Source organism: Viscerimonas tarda, assembly GCF_054601255.1.
Genome location: NZ_BAAHWV010000021.1, coordinates 1 through 18,014, shown reverse-complemented (window position 1 = coordinate 18,014; position 18,014 = coordinate 1). Strand labels below are relative to the sequence as shown.

Annotated in this window: 18 protein-coding genes, 1 tRNA gene and 1 pseudogene; 12 read left to right on the top strand and 8 right to left on the bottom strand. The window is 39.1% G+C overall.

Features of this window, described 5'->3' with window-relative positions; translation table 11 throughout:
* Positions 1–25: 25 nt before the first annotated feature.
* On the bottom strand, positions 26–2,404 hold the full coding sequence (locus tag ACYPWY_RS10230; RefSeq protein WP_459685430.1) for a sulfurtransferase TusA family protein: 2,379 nt from the start codon (positions 2,402–2,404) through the stop codon (positions 26–28).
* Between the two features lie 48 nt (positions 2,405–2,452).
* A complete protein-coding gene (locus tag ACYPWY_RS10225) occupies positions 2,453–3,295 on the bottom strand; it encodes a phosphate ABC transporter ATP-binding protein (RefSeq protein WP_459685429.1) in 843 nt (280 codons plus the stop codon).
* A gap of 338 nt (positions 3,296–3,633) precedes the next feature.
* Between ACYPWY_RS10225 and ACYPWY_RS10220 the strand changes: the two genes are divergently transcribed.
* From ACYPWY_RS10220 to ACYPWY_RS10210, 3 genes are all read left to right on the top strand, one after another.
* Positions 3,634–3,707: transfer RNA gene (locus ACYPWY_RS10220), tRNA-Asp, on the top strand.
* Between the two features lie 248 nt (positions 3,708–3,955).
* Complete coding sequence (locus ACYPWY_RS10215) at positions 3,956–5,209, top strand: site-specific integrase (RefSeq protein WP_459685428.1); 1,254 nt, start codon at positions 3,956–3,958, stop codon at positions 5,207–5,209.
* On the top strand, positions 5,206–5,349 hold the full coding sequence (locus ACYPWY_RS10210; RefSeq protein ID WP_459685427.1) for a hypothetical protein: 144 nt from the start codon (positions 5,206–5,208) through the stop codon (positions 5,347–5,349). The genes ACYPWY_RS10215 and ACYPWY_RS10210 overlap by 4 nt, the downstream gene beginning before the upstream one ends.
* A gap of 214 nt (positions 5,350–5,563) precedes the next feature.
* On the opposite strand, the gene ACYPWY_RS10205 is transcribed toward ACYPWY_RS10210, so the two are convergent.
* The 5 genes from ACYPWY_RS10205 to ACYPWY_RS10185 form a co-directional block, all read right to left on the bottom strand.
* Entirely contained in the window at positions 5,564–6,214 is a 651-nt protein-coding gene (locus ACYPWY_RS10205) for a hypothetical protein (RefSeq protein WP_459685426.1), read from the bottom strand.
* A gap of 11 nt (positions 6,215–6,225) precedes the next feature.
* Positions 6,226–6,654 (bottom strand): hypothetical protein, encoded by a 429-nt coding sequence (locus ACYPWY_RS10200; RefSeq protein WP_459685425.1) that lies wholly within the window; start codon positions 6,652–6,654, stop codon positions 6,226–6,228.
* Positions 6,655–6,689: 35 nt separating this feature from the next.
* A complete protein-coding gene (locus ACYPWY_RS10195) occupies positions 6,690–7,178 on the bottom strand; it encodes a hypothetical protein (RefSeq protein WP_459685424.1) in 489 nt (162 codons plus the stop codon).
* Positions 7,179–7,251: 73 nt separating this feature from the next.
* Positions 7,252–7,548: a helix-turn-helix domain-containing protein gene (locus ACYPWY_RS10190; RefSeq protein WP_459685423.1), complete on the bottom strand. Its 297-nt coding sequence runs from the start codon at positions 7,546–7,548 to the stop codon at positions 7,252–7,254.
* Positions 7,538–7,825, bottom strand: coding sequence for a helix-turn-helix domain-containing protein (locus ACYPWY_RS10185; RefSeq protein ID WP_459685422.1), 288 nt, complete (start codon positions 7,823–7,825; stop codon positions 7,538–7,540). Before ACYPWY_RS10185 ends, ACYPWY_RS10190 begins: the two co-directional genes overlap by 11 nt.
* A gap of 288 nt (positions 7,826–8,113) precedes the next feature.
* On the opposite strand from ACYPWY_RS10185, the gene ACYPWY_RS10180 reads away from it, so the two are divergent.
* The 9 genes and pseudogenes from ACYPWY_RS10180 to ACYPWY_RS10140 all read left to right on the top strand — a co-directional run.
* Positions 8,114–8,518, top strand: a complete 405-nt coding sequence (locus ACYPWY_RS10180) for a DUF3408 domain-containing protein (RefSeq protein WP_459685421.1) — start codon at positions 8,114–8,116, stop codon at positions 8,516–8,518.
* 201 nt (positions 8,519–8,719) lie between these two features.
* Positions 8,720–9,142 (top strand): conjugal transfer protein MobA, encoded by a 423-nt coding sequence (gene mobA / locus ACYPWY_RS10175; protein WP_459685420.1) that lies wholly within the window; start codon positions 8,720–8,722, stop codon positions 9,140–9,142.
* 52 nt (positions 9,143–9,194) lie between these two features.
* Positions 9,195–10,403: a hypothetical protein gene (locus ACYPWY_RS10170; RefSeq protein ID WP_459685419.1), complete on the top strand. Its 1,209-nt coding sequence runs from the start codon at positions 9,195–9,197 to the stop codon at positions 10,401–10,403.
* A gap of 3 nt (positions 10,404–10,406) precedes the next feature.
* Positions 10,407–12,080 (top strand): ATP-binding protein, encoded by a 1,674-nt coding sequence (locus ACYPWY_RS10165; RefSeq protein WP_459685418.1) that lies wholly within the window; start codon positions 10,407–10,409, stop codon positions 12,078–12,080.
* 14 nt (positions 12,081–12,094) lie between these two features.
* Positions 12,095–13,660 carry an ATP-binding protein gene (locus tag ACYPWY_RS10160; RefSeq protein ID WP_459685417.1) on the top strand — a complete coding sequence of 522 codons (1,566 nt, stop codon included), beginning with the start codon at positions 12,095–12,097 and terminating at the stop codon, positions 13,658–13,660.
* Positions 13,660–15,660 (top strand): radical SAM protein, encoded by a 2,001-nt coding sequence (locus ACYPWY_RS10155; RefSeq protein WP_459685416.1) that lies wholly within the window; start codon positions 13,660–13,662, stop codon positions 15,658–15,660. Before ACYPWY_RS10160 ends, ACYPWY_RS10155 begins: the two co-directional genes overlap by 1 nt.
* Positions 15,661–15,703: 43 nt before the next feature.
* Positions 15,704–17,026 (top strand): ATP-binding protein, encoded by a 1,323-nt coding sequence (locus tag ACYPWY_RS10150; RefSeq protein ID WP_459685414.1) that lies wholly within the window; start codon positions 15,704–15,706, stop codon positions 17,024–17,026.
* A gap of 383 nt (positions 17,027–17,409) precedes the next feature.
* Positions 17,410–17,610 carry a hypothetical protein gene (locus ACYPWY_RS10145; protein ID WP_459685413.1) on the top strand — a complete coding sequence of 67 codons (201 nt, stop codon included), beginning with the start codon at positions 17,410–17,412 and terminating at the stop codon, positions 17,608–17,610.
* Positions 17,611–17,714: 104 nt separating this feature from the next.
* Positions 17,715–17,885, top strand: a pseudogene (locus tag ACYPWY_RS10140) (Arm DNA-binding domain-containing protein); the annotation flags it as partial.
* 18 nt (positions 17,886–17,903) lie between these two features.
* Here the strand turns inward: ACYPWY_RS10140 and ACYPWY_RS10135 are convergent.
* On the bottom strand, positions 17,904–18,014 hold a 111-nt coding region (locus ACYPWY_RS10135), incomplete at its 5' end, for a transposase domain-containing protein (RefSeq protein ID WP_459685465.1).

Genomic DNA, 18,014 nt, shown 5'->3' with positions numbered 1-18,014 from the left:
TCTGTGTTTATCTATTTTTCTGTCTTTATTTCTTTTTGATAACAACTTTCCAGTAATCGGCAACTTCTACCTGTTCCAGTATCTCGTGGCCTTCCCCACGAACTGAGCCTGGTACATTGGCTATTGGCTGTCCATCGTCCAACCATATTTCGAGCGCCTCGCCCGACTTCATGGGCGACAACAGAATTTTGGTCTGTACAAAATTCATCGGGCACGCCACACCCCGCAAATCTTTGAATTTCCGTTCTTCGCTTACAGGACTATTACTTTGTTTCGGTTCCTTTTTTTGATCTTCTACTACTACCGGCTTCTTGCCTTTCACATTTTTGAATTGCAACGAATCGTCCATATTCCGGTACAATTCTGTTACATCATCCGATAAGGCATAAATTTCGGTTTTTTGAGAGCTGAAATCATATTTTTTGTCGTCTCGCGCCAATTCTACGATGCTCTGGTATTTGTCTTCCACAAATCCGAACTCGATAAAATTCTGAATAAACAAATTGAACGTGTCGTCTATTGTCTTTGGTTCGGCTCCTCTTGTTACCAACAACATGCGTGCCGAAGAATAAACAATGTCGTACAAGTGTTCGTTAATCTTCTGTTTATCAGTTTCTTTCTCCAAGGCTTCTTTAGCCGTATTGATATAGCCCAAATCGACTTCTATCATATCGAACAGTCCGGCAGAGCATTCAGCCGTTCCTCTATCCACAATGCTAAAGAGTGTTTCAGCGCCCCAATCGAAATAATAATTCTTATCGTCTGCAAATATCGGAATATTTTCGTATTTACCAATCAATTTTATCGCTTCATTTTTTCCTTCTGTTTCGAGATAGGCTGTAAGCGAGTCATATTGGGATGCTGAGGCCGAATAAGCCTTCAGTAAATTATAGACAAAATCGGGAATATCGCGTGCGCTTATGTTGCCCACCGCTTCACCCAAACGGGGCGCATTGCTCCGGTTGGCAGCCAGATGCACCTGATAGCCGGGGTAAATGCGGTCGTTGCGGAGGATTTTCCCCGAAAAACCGATGTCGGCCCATAGTTGCTGACCACACGAATTGGGGCAGCCCGATATATGTATGCGCGCCTGAGACAGTTTATCCAAATCCAGGTCGCTGTTTATCAATTTGCGCCGGATAGCTGTCGCCAAGCCTTTCGACAGGCCAATACCCAAGCGGCAGGTGTCGGCTCCGGTACACGAAACTATGTTGTTGACCAGTACAGGTGCGTGCAAATCCGAAAGGAATTCTTTCAGGATGGCATACAATTCGGGCAAAGCTGCGGTTGGGATATTGCGCAGTTGCATGTTCTGTGTGGTGGTGAAGCGGATGGTATTTTCTCCGAATTGGGTGATAAATTGCAGCAATTTCCGAACGCCTGCTACCAACTCCTCGTTATCCAGCCTGAGATTCCCCAAAACAAAAGGCGCCAGAATACTGCTGTATCCCTCCTGCTTTTGTTGGGTTACATATCTTTTTTCCCAACTTGCATAAGCTGCATCCGGCGTAAAATCCGCTTTTGTAGTATAGCTAACCGGAGGTCTTTCGTCTTCGGTATCTTCCAAGACAAATGCCGGTGTTGTTTTTTTTGCTTCGTTGTAGTATTCTTTTATCAGGCGGATAGTTTCCTCTTCGCCCAGTTTGTAGAATATGTAACGCAGACGGGCTTTGTGCTTGTTCTTCCTGTTTCCGTGTTCGGAGAAGAATTTTTTGAGCGCTTCGGCTACCACATAAAGTTCTTCCGCCGGAACAAACCCGGATAGCAACCAACCAATCGTTGGCCTCGAACCGGCTCCTCCGCCTACATATACTGCAAAGCCTTTTTTCCCATCCTTTATTTGAGCGACGAAACCGATGTCGTTTACGGCGGCATAATCTATTTGTTTATCGTTGGACGAGAAGGCTATTTTCATTTTGCGCGGAAGCAAGTACGAATCGGATTCGGCTATCAATTTTGTAGTCAATTGCATAGCATAGGGCGTAGTATCAAAAACTTCCTCGTTCGATATGCCGCTACCGCCGGATACCAGAATGTTGCGAACGGTGTTTCCGCCCCCACCCTTGGTGCTTAAGCCAATCGCTTTCAGCTCGTAAAGAATTGGTTCAACTTCGTCCAATTCCAGATTTTGTATCTGAATTTCCTGACGGGTAGTAATGTGCAACAAGTCGGATTTATGTTTTTTGGCAATATTGATTACCTCCAAAAGTTGCTTGGGATATATAACGCCTCCCGTTGTGCGCACCCGCGACATATACACCTCGTTTTTACGCTGTTCGTAGATACCCATAGGCACACGAAAAGCCTTAAACTGAACGGCTTCGATTTTCTTTTCCTTATATTCCTTGGCCAAACCGGCCAGTTTTACTATATCTTCATTTAAAGCATCAGGGAGCTTGTACATTTCTTTTCTGGTTTTGATTAAATTTTTTGTTACGGCTAATCCATCTCTTTAACTGAAAACCCCCGACAAATATTGTTTAGTGAGTTCATGTTTAGGATTATTAAACAATTCTTTTGCCGAACCGCTTTCTATCACCTCGCCCAAATATATAAATATAACATGGTCGGCGATACGCAATGCCTGCCTCAAGGTGTGAGTAACCAGAACTATTCCGTACTTTTCCTTCAGTTTCACAAACAAATCTTCGATGTGGCGACTCGATATGGGGTCTAAAGCCGAGGTGGACTCGTCTCCCAATATAAATTGAGGTTCAATAGCCAGTCCTCTGGCAAGGCACAAGCGCTGCTGTTGCCCGATAGACAGACTTGCGGCAGGCGAGTGCAGACGGTCTTTCACCTCGTCCCACAGTCCGGCAGCCCGCAAATTATCTTCCACAATTTGCCTGAGTTGTTTTTTGTTTCTCACGCCATGTATTTTGCAGCCAAATGTGATGTTGTCGAAAATAGACATCGGCAGCGGGGTAGGGCGTTGAGATAGCAATCCCATTTTTTTGCGGATGTGGGTTACTTCTACTTTTTTTCCGTAAATGTCTTCCCCGTCAATAACAATATGTCCGTCAACTTTCACTTTTTCATTGTCGTCAATCAGGCGGTTTATTGTTTTCAACAAAGTCGATTTTCCACAGCCCGAAGGGCCGATGATACATGTTATCTTGTTGTTGGGTATTTCGAGGTTGATATTCTTGAGTATGTGGTTATTACCTATACTAACATTCAGGTTGTTGATGGCTATCTTTGAATCAACAAGATGTCCGCCAACAGAAGACACCGCGCTATTAACAGCTAATGCAGGGTTAAAAATATTTCGAAAAACAGGAAGTGTCGTAATCATATTCTATATACTTAGATATTGGAGAACAAAAGTACTAGATATTCAACTTTTAGCAAATACCACAATCGTGGTATATTTGTGTAGAAGCTGATTCTTAGCCTATGATTAAACGCTTGTATTACAAAATATTATTGTAATATGTGTTTATACCACACTCATTTACTGCAAGTTCGTAACCAAACAGGCTACAAGCGCATTTTATCATCTCTACAATCCCCTTATAATCAGCAACTATTAAAAATAGTTGCAAAAACATTCCCAAAAACATTGCAAAATAGAAAATATGCTATATCTTTGTACCGCATTTGAAAAAAGATGCAACCAAAGACCAAAAAAACGGTGTGGTAGTTCAGCTGGTTAGAATACCTGCCTGTCACGCAGGGGGTCGCGGGTTCGAGTCCCGTCCATACCGCAATAGATTAAAGCAAATCGCAGCAAAGTCCTGAAAATCAAAGTTTTCAGGACTTTCTTTTTATCCTCTAATGATGAAAAATATAGGGTTTTGGGGCAATTCTCACAGGTTAATTCGTGGGACTTTCCAAAACCCGAAAAAGTCCCACGAATTAGGTTTTATTTCTCTGTTTTTCAGTATTTTGCGTAATATTTATATGAGCTTGAAAAAGTAATTTTGTATCAGTAATTTATTAAACTTTCAAGCGTATGAACAGAGTAAAAAAATCAACATTCAGCGTGTTGTACATTATCAAGAAATCAAAGCTTCTCAAAAACGGGGAAGCGCCTATCTGTATGCGGGTTACCGTGCAGGGACAGGTGGCGGAAATCATGATTAAGCGAAGTATTCCAATTCGTTTGTGGAATCAGGCGAAAGAATGTAGTACAGGCAAAAACCATTGGGACAGGGAATTGAATCATTACCTTGAAACGGTTAAAGCAAGAATTTACCAAGTCCACCGAGAATTGGAAATCGACGGAAAAGCAGTAACCGCCAATGCAATCAAAGACCGTTACTACGGTAAAGATGAAAACAGCAGAACTTTAGTTTATGTTTATCAGGAACATAACAAAAAATGCAGAGCATTAATCGGCATTGATTTTACGGAATCAACGGTGGAAAAATTTGACACTTCGCTTTCCCATTTGCAGGAATACATGAAGCATAACTATGGGAAAGATGATATTTTGTTGAGTGATGTAAGCAGCCAATTTATTAATGATTTTGATTTTTACCTGAAAACGGTGCGGAAATGTCAGCACAATTCAAGTTTGAAACATCTTAAAAACCTGAAAAAGATTATCCGCATTGCTTTGGCAAACGACTGGATTAGGAAAGACCCATTTTACGGAATCCAATTCAAGCACGAAGAAACAAATATCGAATTTCTGACACAGGAAGAATTGGAAATACTGATACACAAGAATTTTTCTATTCCACGTTTGGCGCAAGTGAGGGATATTTTCGTATTTTGTACGTTCACAGGTCTTGCTTTCATTGATGTAAAACAACTCACCCCTAATCACTTGATAAAAGATAATAACGGTGCAATGTGGATTCGTAAAAACCGTCAGAAAACCGGAAATATGTGCAATATTCCTGTTTTATCGGTAGCGCAAAGGCTGATTGAAAAATATCAAGACCATCCCTACTGTATTAAAAACGATGTTCTGTTGCCTGTAATGAGTAATCAAAAAATGAATGCTTACTTGAAGGAAATTGCTGATTTATGTGGGATTACGAAGAAACTCAGCACACATGTGGCCCGACATACCGCGGCAACAGTGGTTTTTCTTGCCAATAATGTGTCGATGGAAAATGTTGCCAAAATTCTGGGACATTCCAATACGAAGATGACACAGCATTATGCTAAAGTGTTGGACAGTTCCATTATGCGGGATATGGCGAATGTGGAAAGTTGTTTTGCAAATGTTTATCAACCTAATAATCAAGCCGTATGAAACGAGGGGGAATAACAATCAGTGAAAACGGAGTAAATATTACCGCTGAGAATGGAACGGTTTGGATGTCCGAATATGAAATTGCCCGATTGTTTGAAGTCTTTGTTGCCAAAGTCAGCAGTAATATGAAAAGAAAATAAATCTGAATTAGGCTTTATCATTCTTGTAAACAAAGGTATATTGCAGAATAAAATGTCAAGGCTGAAATAAATTTTGCCGAAAATCTTCCTTTCGTAGAAAGTGTATTTTCGGCAAAAGCCTTGTCTTATTTATTCTTTCATTATGGAGGGTGTTTACAAGATGACAAAGAAATGAACTATTCAAAGGAAGTGAAATGAACAAAAGAAGAAATTTTCACAAAACATTTTCACAACCATACAAGTTCCAATTTAGATTCAATTCATTTTCTTTATATTCTTGTATTTTTTTAATAATAGATTTTCGATGTGCTGCTCCGCACATAAATATCGCAGTATTGAACGAATTTTCCTTACTAAAAGAGTAAATGTTACGCATCATAGAGTTCTCATATACATCTATGCCTTCATCTGTTTTTTGACATATCTCATTATTGTTTAAAATCTGTTTTTCTAACTTTCTCATTTCTTCCTGCAATTCAATGCTTTTTTCACTGTTAAGAAAAGGAAAACCACCTTCTTTTTCCAACGAAATATAATTATTAAGCAATCTCTGACACTCGGAATATTTAGATGCTATCTTATTTTTTGTGTCAAACTCACCAGATAAATGTAATCCATTGTCAAGTACAGGAATATATTCAAAAGTATGATTATGGCTATATTTTTGAATTGCATTTATTTCTAATCTTTTATGATATACTCCAAATTGAGAGAATATCCAGCGTTCGTAATCAGTATAAGAAGATTCGTCCGCTTCTAAAAAGATTACTTCGGGGAATATTTTCTCAATAATCTTATGTAGTTCATCTACATTGCAATTCCCTATTGCCTTGTGTGTTGTGCTAATTAAAGTTATGTTATACATAAAAATCTCTTTTAAGATTCTCTGTATTGACGAACTGATTTCAATTCTCCATCAGTGAACTCTATCGTAAATTCACTGGTGTATCTATTTCTTCCTTTATATTCCCAAGTTTCGCGAATACCTAAAATACCCATATCATTTACATCGGTTGATTGAGGACGTCCCATAAGTATTTGAACGGAATCTTTTGGCATATATGTATGCAACTTTACAATTCCGTTTTTTGTAGATAGTTCAAATGATTGAATGTTGCGTGGTTCATATTTGTTTGGTTCATCCTCATTTGACTCGTTCAAAGATTGTTTCAAATTTTCTAATAACTGATTTCGTATCTCTTCTTTTAATTGATTTTCTTTTGTGTTTGCAATTAAAAACAATACTCCAATAGTACAAACTACTCCGAGTACAAAACCTAATGCTATTTTAAAAAATGTATTCATTTTTTGTTGGAATTTTAATTTTGTGAATTACATAATTATTCAGACAATAATCTTTTTAAACAACGAGTTATTGCCTGTCTAATATCATCCGCTTCCGTGGAACCTTGTCCTTCTGCTGTGCATGAACAGATAGGTTCGTAGTTTTTTGCAGAAACAAAATTTATAGTCACTTCTATTGTATAACCACCAAGACCAGCAGCAACATTTCTTCTTCCACTTTCTCCGTAATTGACAATAACTGTTTTATCTGCTAATTCAGGTTTAACTTCAGGCACTAAAATAAAGCCTTCTTTCATCAATATTCCTGCAATCACATCGCTTGGATTAACAGTTTTATTGGAAGAATAATATTGTCCTCCATATGTGGCTCCTGTGCCAGAAGTCAAACTGTTTGTTGCAGGAATAAAAGCATATTTATAATCAGCCAATGAACTGTTTTTTGTGATTACAGGTGCTTTAAGGATTGCACAACTGCTTACCAAAATGCTGATAAATAACATGATTAAAAATCTAATTTTTCCCATATTTTTTATTGTTCAGAAATTTTCGCAAAGGTATGAAAAACCTGATATTTAGCCTAATCATGGGGTAATATTTTTATTCAAAAGCAGAAAAATAATTGTCATTCAACATCTTTTCAATATCACTTTCCCGATATAGGATTTTTCCGCCTAATTGATAATACGGTATCTTGCCTTCTGTCCGGTAATCCTGTAATGTTCGCCTACTGACTTTCAGTTTTTCAGAAACTTCCCTGTCAGTCAAATAGCGTTCGCCGTTGAGTGAGGGCTTACAGTTTAATACCAAACGTTCTACGCCGTCTAACATTCTTTCCAATGAAAGAAAAAAGGATTTGACCGTTTCATTGTCCTTTGTAATAACCTCATTTTCCATATTGCTTGTTTTTAATTAATTGCATAACTTTTTGCACATCACCGGGCTTATAGTACATTTTGTGGTTAATTTGAGAATAGGGCAAAGCGCCGTTATCCCGATATGTCTGTAATGTTCGTTTCGATATATTCAATATTTGGCAAACATCCTGATTATCCAGCCATTTCTGTAATTCTCTGTCTTTATGATCACAAAGTGAGTCAATCCGTTTTACAAACTGTTCAAACCGCGAAACCATCGCCTCGAATGTATGAGCTTCAATATTTATGATTTCCATAACTCTTATTTTTTGAATTTTGGCTCAAAGATAAAGTAACATCTTCGGTTAATTATCAAAGTTCCGGCAAGTGGCAGGGGTTTGCCGGGGTTGTCCGGGATAAGGTAGGACAAATGAATATTTTGCCTGTGAAAAGAGAAAACATAAATAGAAAGCAAAATGCAGCATATCACAGCAATCAAATCGCAAGTATTTAGTATATAAATAATTATAATTTTCTTTGCGGCATGTAGCAGGATTGATATACTTACTAAACAGATTTTATTCACTCATTAAAATAAATGTGTTATGACAACAAAAAGTAGAGTAGTTCCTGACATTGATGAGCAGGCATTATTAAATTCAATTGCAGAGAAAAATTTTGGAATAGATTTCATGGAACAAACTGCACCGGTTGAACAGACTGCAATAACTGTTCCCGATGAACCCACTATACAAGCAGACAATTCCAAGCGAACAGGTAACAAGCAAAGGAAACTGGCATTGGACGAGTTCAGGCAGCAATTCATGCAAACCCCGAAGATTGAGGATCGGAAACCGGTTTTTATCAGCCTTGCAGTTCGCGACAGTTTGGAACGGATTGTCAGGCTGTTTGGAGAACATGGCATGAGCGTTTCGGGATTGATAGAAAACCTTTCCCAAAATTTTCTTGAAACTTATCGGGATGATGTGGAACAGTGGCGAAAGCTGTAAACTGTATGTAATCAGTACAATGTATTTACTGTGTACAGTCAGTTTTTCAACATTAGGCATCGGAGATGCTTATGTGCATTGGCACATGGCAAGTTGTGTTTTGTGCTGCACAGAACTTTCTGTGCATCGCAAAACCCCTTGCAGAAATTACCTCCAAAGTCGGCATTTTTACAATAAAATCGAACAAATAAATTTGAAAATATGAATACAAGCAGAAATTTGGGCGGTCGCCCGAAAAAGACAGACCCATGTACGCATCGCTATTCATTTAGCTTAAACGATGCTGAAAACGCACAATTCCGGGCAATGCTGGATAAAACGGATTGGAAGGCAGATATAGCAAAATTTATTAAAATCTGTCTGCTCAAACGTGAAATCAAGTATGTAAAATTTGACAAGGCAGCAATGGATTACTATATGCGATTGACAACTTTCCATTCTCAGTTTCGGGCAATCGGTGTGAATTACAATCAAGTAGTTAAGCATCTTAAAACTGCTTTTACAGAAAAGATGGCACTTGCGATGCTATACCGGTTAGAAAAGGCGACAATAGAACTGGTTGCTTTGAACAGGATGATTATTGAATTGACGGAGAAATTTGAAAGAGAATTGACAAAAGATTGAATAAATGGCAATTATTCCTCCAAAAAATTGTAACTTTGCGTGATTTTCGTATATGGGCAGGATTTTAGACTACATACAACAGTCGAGCAATGGTAAGTTCCAATGTTACAAGACAAAAAAGTTGTCGTTAGATTCCAACGACAATGATACTATCGCGTACAATTATGATGACAATCCCGTTGTGCAGACTACAAAGAGCGTATTTGCTGAAACAGACCGAAGTCGGCAAGGTACGGTTTCTTTGCGCAGTATGTTAAGCGGCAACAATGCACCATCGCCAATTTTTAGATACTTTCTTGACGGCTCGCGCCATACCTACAAAGTAGATGATATTGCCATAGGCAAAAAGATTTTTCCCATTGTTGCGGGGCAAATCATTGTTGGCTGTTGTGAGCGCAAAGACCGCGACACCTTCAAAAAATACGACCTGTGCAGTAAAATTGTCCTTTCAATGCCTGATGATTTTGACGACGATGATAGCGGCGAAAACTTTTGCCGTTCCTATTGCGAAAGGCTTAACGCCGAAATATCAAAAATTCCTTTTATACGCGAAAGAGGATTGAAAATTGAAAAATTATTGCTCTACAAAACAGATGGTAATACAGGCGATAAAGACAAGGATAATTATAAAAACCGTGCCGTTGCAATCATTCAAAATGAAATGGTCGATGAAGAACAGTTGCTTGTCGCCCAACTTTGTAAGAATAATTGCCTCAACGATGAAAGTTGGTTAATTAAAGATGGCTCGTTAGAGTACAATCCGAGTTTTTCAAATCTGGGTTTTGATGTGGTACAATGGAACAACCTGCGAGCCAATTATCAACGAGTGGTGGGAGTTTCCAAACAGTTCGATCCCGAACTTTTGCCCGATTACGAGGGCAACCGACTTTCGCAGACAATCGCCAATCTCAAACCCTTTGAACGCACCAAAGTTTACCGCTACGAATCACAACACAAAGGCGGCTCTGCTTTTTATGCCGTTTGGTATTTGCGATTGCGAGGCGGAAAAGAAGAATCGCGTAATTTTCGTGAAACACAGTTCGCTGATGTGGTCAAATGTGAAATGGTGCTTTTAGACGAAAACAAACCCATAGACACCGATATAATTGATGTAATTAGCGCAAACCTTATTCGTGAGGCGTACCCTGTTTGTTTTGGTGCCGACACCCGATGGGCAAACCATTTGTACCCTGTTTTTTTGACAGAGTCCTTTTGCAAGTCTCATTATATAGACAGTAGTGTAATATTAAATTTGTTCTGATATATGGCAACAAAAATTATAGGGAAAGTTTCTGCTACCGAAAAATGCCCAGCAACCACAGAGGACTTTTATTTTTGGACAGATAAGGGCTGTATTTTAAGCCCATTCGACATTGTGAAAGTCGAACACATTGCCCCCGACAAACAAAAATCGGTTACTTACGGCGTGATTGAAACTATCAATCACATAACTGATGCCCCAAGCCATTTTACAAGTTACATTTCAAGCGATTTCGGCGACACCGCCGCTATCATTGGTAATATGAATCGTTTGGGAATGAATTATGTAAAAGCAAATGTTGTCTGCAATACCGAAAATGTTTATACACCGGTATTAGACGGCAGACAGGTTTCGCTTTGCGATGCCGAAGACATAAAATTTGCGCTCGGCTTGGACAAAGTAAAAAATCCGCTTGTGTGCGGTTATCTGCAAATGTATCAGGGCGACGAGGCACTGAAAATCAAAGTAGAGTTAAACTCACATTTTTTGATTGGTCCAGAAGGTGCGCACCTCAACATTTCAGGCATTTCGGGATTGGCTGCAAAAACTTCTTATTCAATGTTTTTGCTCAACGCCATTCAGCATAAATTCCGTTTGGAGGACAGCAGCAGTGCCGCCTTTGTCTTTTTCAATGTCAAAGGGCGCGACCTTATGGCTATTGACGAGCCTAACGTCGAACTTTCCGAAGCCGACAAAGCAATTTACAACGATTTGGAACTTGCAACAGAATCATTTAAGAATGTCCGCTATTACTATCCGTACAGCAAAGACACGGCAACGGAAAATGTGCAGTCTTATGCACAGCCCGCTGATGTAAAACGCCAAAAACAAAACAATAAAGCATTTACTTACAAATTTACTTTTGAGAAATCGCAAGATAAGTTGGACTTGTTGCTTGCCGACGAAGATGACAGTACAGGCACTTTGGAGAGTTGCGTAAACAGCGTAATTAATGAAGATGGAAATTTTGCAGGTGTAAATAAATGGAGTACGTTTATTGAGAAATTGGACGAACGAGCAAAGCCGGAATCAAGAGGTGGAGCAAAGAAAGGCGAGATTCAGGTTGTTAGTTGGCAAAAATTCAAGCGATGTATCATTAAAGCAATCAAAAACGATGTTTTTTCAAAAGTGCTTACAAACGGTGAAGTTGATATTACCGATGAAATACAAAACAATCTTACAAACGGACAGGTTTTTGTGATTGATATTGCCCGATTGGACGAAAACACGCAAAGTTTTGTTTTCGGAAGTGTGGCACGAGCTATCTATGATATGAAACTCGGAGCCGACCGCGACAATATACCCGATAAAGTAATTTTATTTGTAGATGAATTGAATAAATATGCCTCGAACGATGTTCCCAAAAATTCACCCATACTTCGCCAATTGCTCGAAATCACAGAACGTGGGCGTTCTTTGGGTATCATTCTTTTTGGTGTGGAACAGTTCCGCAGTGCCATACATGACCGCGTGAAAGGCAACTGTGCAACGCAGGCTTATGGACGAACGAACGCAATCGAAGTGTCAAAACCCGATTATCGTTACATTCCGAAAGTGTATCAAAATATGATGACACGGCTTTCGCCGGGCGAGTATATCATTTCCAATCCCGCTTTACGCTCGATTGTCAATATCAAATTTCCACGCCCCACCTATAAACAGTTTCCTAACGGCTAACATCTTGAAAATATATGAACGAATACAAATCAGTAGTAGGTAAAAAACTCATTGAGATACTTATGTTCTTAATGTACCCCGATGCAAAAATTATTTATCGGGAGTACATACAAAATTCGCGAGATGCTATCAAAGATGCTGTTAAGGTGGGGACATTACAGCAACTTAACGATGGGCATATTATTGTCAATATCGACAATGACCAACGGCGCATTACCATAACCGACAACGGCACAGGCGTTTCCGTTAAAGAAGTTGAACCCGTTTTGTTGAATATAGCCGATTCAACAAAAGACGGCGAAACTTCCGCAGGGCAGTTTGGCATTGGGCGTTTGGTAGGTGGCGGCTATTGCAAAAAGCTGTCATTCAAAACTTCGTTCAAAGGCGAAAAATATGCCTCTGAAATTACTTTTGATGTGGAAAAGGCAAGAGCAATTTTAGACGATGATAAAGACCGTCGCTCTGCTGCGGAAGTTATTGATGCCATTGCTGAAAGGGAATTGCACGATGAAGAAGAAAGCAAACATTATTTTATTGTAACGCTTGATGAAGTCCGCCCCGAATACCCTGAATTACTTAATTCTCAAATCATTTCAGAATATTTAAAAGAGATTGCCCCTATTGATTATCAATTTGTTTTCAAAAACAACCTTATTCAAACAAGCGTACCGACTGATTATGTAGAACTTCAAAAACAGGTAGGGCATTGTCAATTAACCATAAATGAAGAAACGGACATACGCAAAAAATACGGACTAAATATTGCAGGCACAGGCGATAAAATCAACGGTTTGGAATATTTTAAAATCCAAGATGATGATTTCGGTTTGTTGGCGTGGGGTTGGTACGCTTTGACAGAATTTTCGCAGGCAATACCCGATTCCGACAACAACAGAGGTTTCCGTTTGCGGAAACTCAATATTTTGATTGGCGATAAAAATTATCTAAATCAATTTCACAGAGAGCCGCGAGGCAACAAATATTTTTACGGCGAAGTTCACGCCGTTCACCCGAAACTGAAACCAAACAGTGCGCGGGACGGTCTAGCCCCAACACCCGAAGCAATGCGTTTTCAAGGGTTGTTAAAAGATTATTTCTATACCTTGTATCAGTTATACCATTTGGCAAACCAAATGAAAACAGCCGCAAGGGATATTGTCGCAGCAAAAGCAGAAATACAACAAGTCCCCGAACACGAAGATGTCCCCGAAGTAAAACAAAAGTGGGAAACAGCGCGAAAGAAATTGGAAAATGCAACAAACAGCACAAAAGCCCAATCGGAAGCAGGTCTGAAAGTTGTTGAGATTTACAAAAAGAAATTGGAAGATATTATCAAAAATCCGCCTGTTCCAATTCCGGCAGCCACAACAAACAGCAGAACAATCGTAGCCGATCCGCCTGTTTCCACCGCACCCAAACCCTTATTAGATAAATTCGACACCTTAAAACTAAAATATACCGAACAGGAAGTTGCTATTGTCAGACGCGCTTTTAAGTATTTGAGAGATAATTGCCCCTCTCAACATACAAAACTGATTGACGAACTGACAACAAAAGTAATAAAGGATTTAGGCAGATAATGGCACAAGTTAAACCAAATAGAAAAAAAGTCCTTTTATTAGAGCCTAACTACTCAAACAAGTTTCCTCCCATTGGCTTGATGAAACTTTCAACCTATCACAAGCAATTAGGGTACGAGGTTATTTTTTATAAAGGCGACTTAAAGCTGTTTGTTATAGAACGGATTGCTGACAAGTGCATTGTCGCCCTTGCAAATTTAGATAACAGTATTGATTGGGCTTTACGAAAAGACATTTTGATTGATTTTATCCGCTACCGAAAAAAAGAATTTTTGCAGCAACTCAAACTTTCCGATTCTGAAATAGAAATTTTGCTAACCGCAAAAGTGGAAGAATACAGGAATTATTATTGGAAAGGTCTTTGGGAAAAAGAGCCTGAATTTGATAGAGTTATGGTAACAACGCTTTTTACATTTTATTGGAACATTACCATTGACACAATCCGTTTTGCAAAAAAACTTGTCAAAAAGCCAAGCGACTTGACGGTTGGCGGTGTGTTAGCAACCCTGCAAGCCCAAGAAATCGCAAAAGCCGCAGACATTAAGGCAAGCAACATTCACAAGGGAATTTTGTGTATTCCCGGACAACTTGACAAAGGCGATGACAAAGTAATTGATAACCTACCACTTGATTATTCTATTTTAGACGAAATCGAATATGACTACGCAATGAATAACGCCTTTTATGGTTACACTACTCGCGGCTGTATTCGTAAATGCGCCTTTTGTGCAGTTCCTAAATTAGAGCCAATATACAACCCTTATATTCCTTTGCAAGAACGTGTTTCATTAGTTAGAGAAACCTACGGCGACCAGAAAGATTTGTTGCTAATGGACAATAACATTTTGGCTTCTGATGATTTAGAAAAGATTATCAATGAAATTGTTGGTTGTGGTTTTGGCAAAAACGACAAATTCACACAGCCCGATTTGTTGGAACTTTCTATTGACAACCTGCAAAAAGGAATTAACGACCGCGCCTATATCCGAAAAGCCCAAAGTTTGATAATGGAATTTTACGAAAAACTGAAAGGCGACGAATCGTATCAGGTTTATAAAATCATTTTCGATAAATATCATATCAACAAACTTTTAACTACCAAGAAAGAAAATTTGCTTGCCGCATACGAAGAAATCAAAGATATTTACCAAAAACATTTTCACCCCACGCCACGCCAAAGATATGTAGATTTTAATCAAGGCGTTGATGCACGGCTTTTTACCGAAGAAAAAGTACAGTTGCTTTCAAAAATCAATGTGCGACCGTTGCGCGTTGCTTTCGATGATATGAAAACGCAGCCGCAATACGAAAAAGCAATCCGAATGAGTGCTACCGCAGGTATGCGCGATTTTTCAAACTATCTTCTGTATAATTTTAGAGATAAACCCATTGACTTGTACAACCGCCTAAAAATCAATGTTGATTTGTGCGAAGAATTAGGAATTAGTATTTATTCTTTCCCGATGAAGTACCACCCCATAATCAAACAGGCAGGCGATGCAATAGATTATTCCCACAACCGCGATTATATCGGCGAGCATTGGAACAGGAAATATATCCGAGCTGTACAAGCCATATTAAACAGTACAAAGGGTAAAATCGGGCGTGGCAAATCATTCTTTTATAAAGCCTTTGGACATACAGAAGAAGAATTTTTTGATTTATTGGAAATGCCCGAAACCTTTATTTTATATCGTTATTTCTTTGAATCGTTGAAAGAAAAGTATGAACATTCAACAGATAATTGGCGAAAATGTTACAACAATTGTATGCAAACACTTGACGAAACCGAAAAAGCAAAAGTAATACAGGCAATACATGACAACGATTTTTCGGAAACTGTTAAAGAGCAATTTACAAATTCACAGAGCCACCAACTCATTGAATTTTATACAAATTATCGTAATGCAATAGTTAAAGAGGGAACGGATTTATATAAACTCAAACAGGAGTACGACAAAAATCCGACTATTGCCCTGAAACGAAAAAGAATAATGTGATTTTGTAAGGAAGAAAAAAACAATAAAAAACAAAATATTATTTATGCCCGAACAACAAAACATAGAATACAAAAGCAGTTGGCACGATGATTACTTGAAATGGGTATGCGGCTTTGCCAATGCGCAAGGCGGCAAAATCAATATCGGGATGAACGATGCCGCCACCGTTGTCGGCTTGCCCGACCAAAAAACGCTGATGGAAGAAATTCCCAACAAAATCAAAAATAATATGGGGATTACCGCCGAAGTCAATCTTTTGCAGGACGGCGAACTGTACTACATTGAAATCGTTGTGCAGTCCTATTCCGTGCCTATTTCCCTGCGCGGCAGGTATTATTACCGCAGTGGCAGCGTAAAACAGGAACTCACAGGCGTAGCGTTGAGCGAGTTTTTGTTGAAAAAGGCAGGTCAAACTTGGGATAATATGCCGGAAGAGAGAGCCACAATAGCAGATATTGACGAAAATACAATCAAAAAATATCTGCGAAAAGCCGAAACAGGTGGTCGTTTGCCCGATGCAGACGGACTTACAACGGAAGAACTTTTGGAAAAACTGCGATTGGCAGAAAACGGCAAACTTAAACGCGCTGCAATCGTACTTTTTGGCAAAGATCCCGGCAAGTTTTATCCAAACACCTTTGTCAAAATCGGCAAGTTTGAAGATGACGATTTTACAATTCGTTTCCAAGAAGTAGAAGAAGGCAATGTTATTGAAGTGTTAGAAAAAGTTTTACGCACACTCGATTACAAATTCCTTATCAAAAATATTTCTTTTGAAGGAATGAATCGCGTTGAAACGCTTGAATATCCTGTGCCTGCACTGCGCGAAATGCTGCTTAACGCCCTGATACACCGCAATTATATGGGTGCGCCAACGCAACTTCGTGTTTATGACCACAAACTACAACTTTGGAATCACGGTACTTTACCCGAAGGCATAACGCTTGACAAACTTTCAAAATCGCACTCCTCATTTCCTCGTAACCCGATACTTGCAGAGGCGTGTTTCAAAGGCAGTTACATTGATTCTTGGGGCAGTGGAATTATGAAGATTGTAAATTCCTGTAAAGCGGCAGGATTGCCAACACCTACCCTCGAAGAAGATATGGGCGGTTTTATGGTTAAGCTTTTCAAAGACAGATTTACGGAAGAACAACTGCAAAAATTAGGGCTGAACGACAGGCAAATAAAAGCCGTTTTGTATGTAAAAGAAAAAGGAAAGATTACTAACAGTGAATATCAGGAAATCAATAATGTAACAGAACAAACAGCTTTGCGAGATATTAAAGCATTAATTGAAAATATCGTTTTTATAAAAACAGGAACAAATAAAGATGCTAAATATGAACTCAATAATGTCGGGTAAATGTTGGATATGTCGGATAAATGTCGGATAAAATTTGCTCATTTCCCAAACATTCCTTACCTTTGTCCCATCGCTCATTGAAACAATGCAAAAGGCTGAGAATCACAGAAGTCTGATTTTGGGATAAATTGTGGGACTGGATTTTCGGACTTTGTTAAGATATTGGCTTATTGACGGTTGAGAGGATAGTTCATATTCCGTCCATACCGCCAAGTCGCTGCCAATCAAGCGACAAACAATACAAAAAGCCTGTAAAATTAGCATTTTACGGGCTTTTTGCTTTTTATCCTGTTCCATCCCGAAGTCATCAAAAAGCCAAAAACGGACAGCGTTCCGTTACCAAACTATGCACCGAAAAAGCAAAAACGGATAAAATGGCGTAAATGGCTGATCCATTGGTGCTAACTTCAGTAATCTTCTCTCCGCTGCAAGTAGTAAAAAAGCAAAATATTGTGTATTTCGGAAGACTTTCCGTTACGAATGCGTTACCAGTTTCTTTATCAGTAGATGTATTCAAAAAGCGGATTTCCCATGAAAGAAGAAAGGTTTCGACATACATTGCGGATAGTGCCGGTGTTATGTAGGCTTTTTGCCTGAAACCGGTTTATTATTCACTGAATCACAATTTCTTGCGTAACGTTGATTAGCTCTATAACAGTTAATTTTGTAATCTGTAAAAGAGTTAATTATGACAGAAGTAAAAGTAAGTTTCTACCTCAAACGAAATGAGGAGAAACAAGACGGAACAGTTCCCGTTCTGGGGCGTATCCGCATCGGTAAATCAATGGTACAATTCAGTGCCAAAGTAAGTGTTCCGGTATCCCTTTGGGATACCAAGTCCGGAAGGGCTACCGGTAAAAGGTAAGCATTCGGCAATCTACCCTTGCGGATTTTTTTCCGCCCAGTTCATAGGGAGCAAATCGGCTAGTTCGTTTACTTTGTGTTCATTGATACGATTCAGGACATCGGTCAACCATTCTGTCGGATT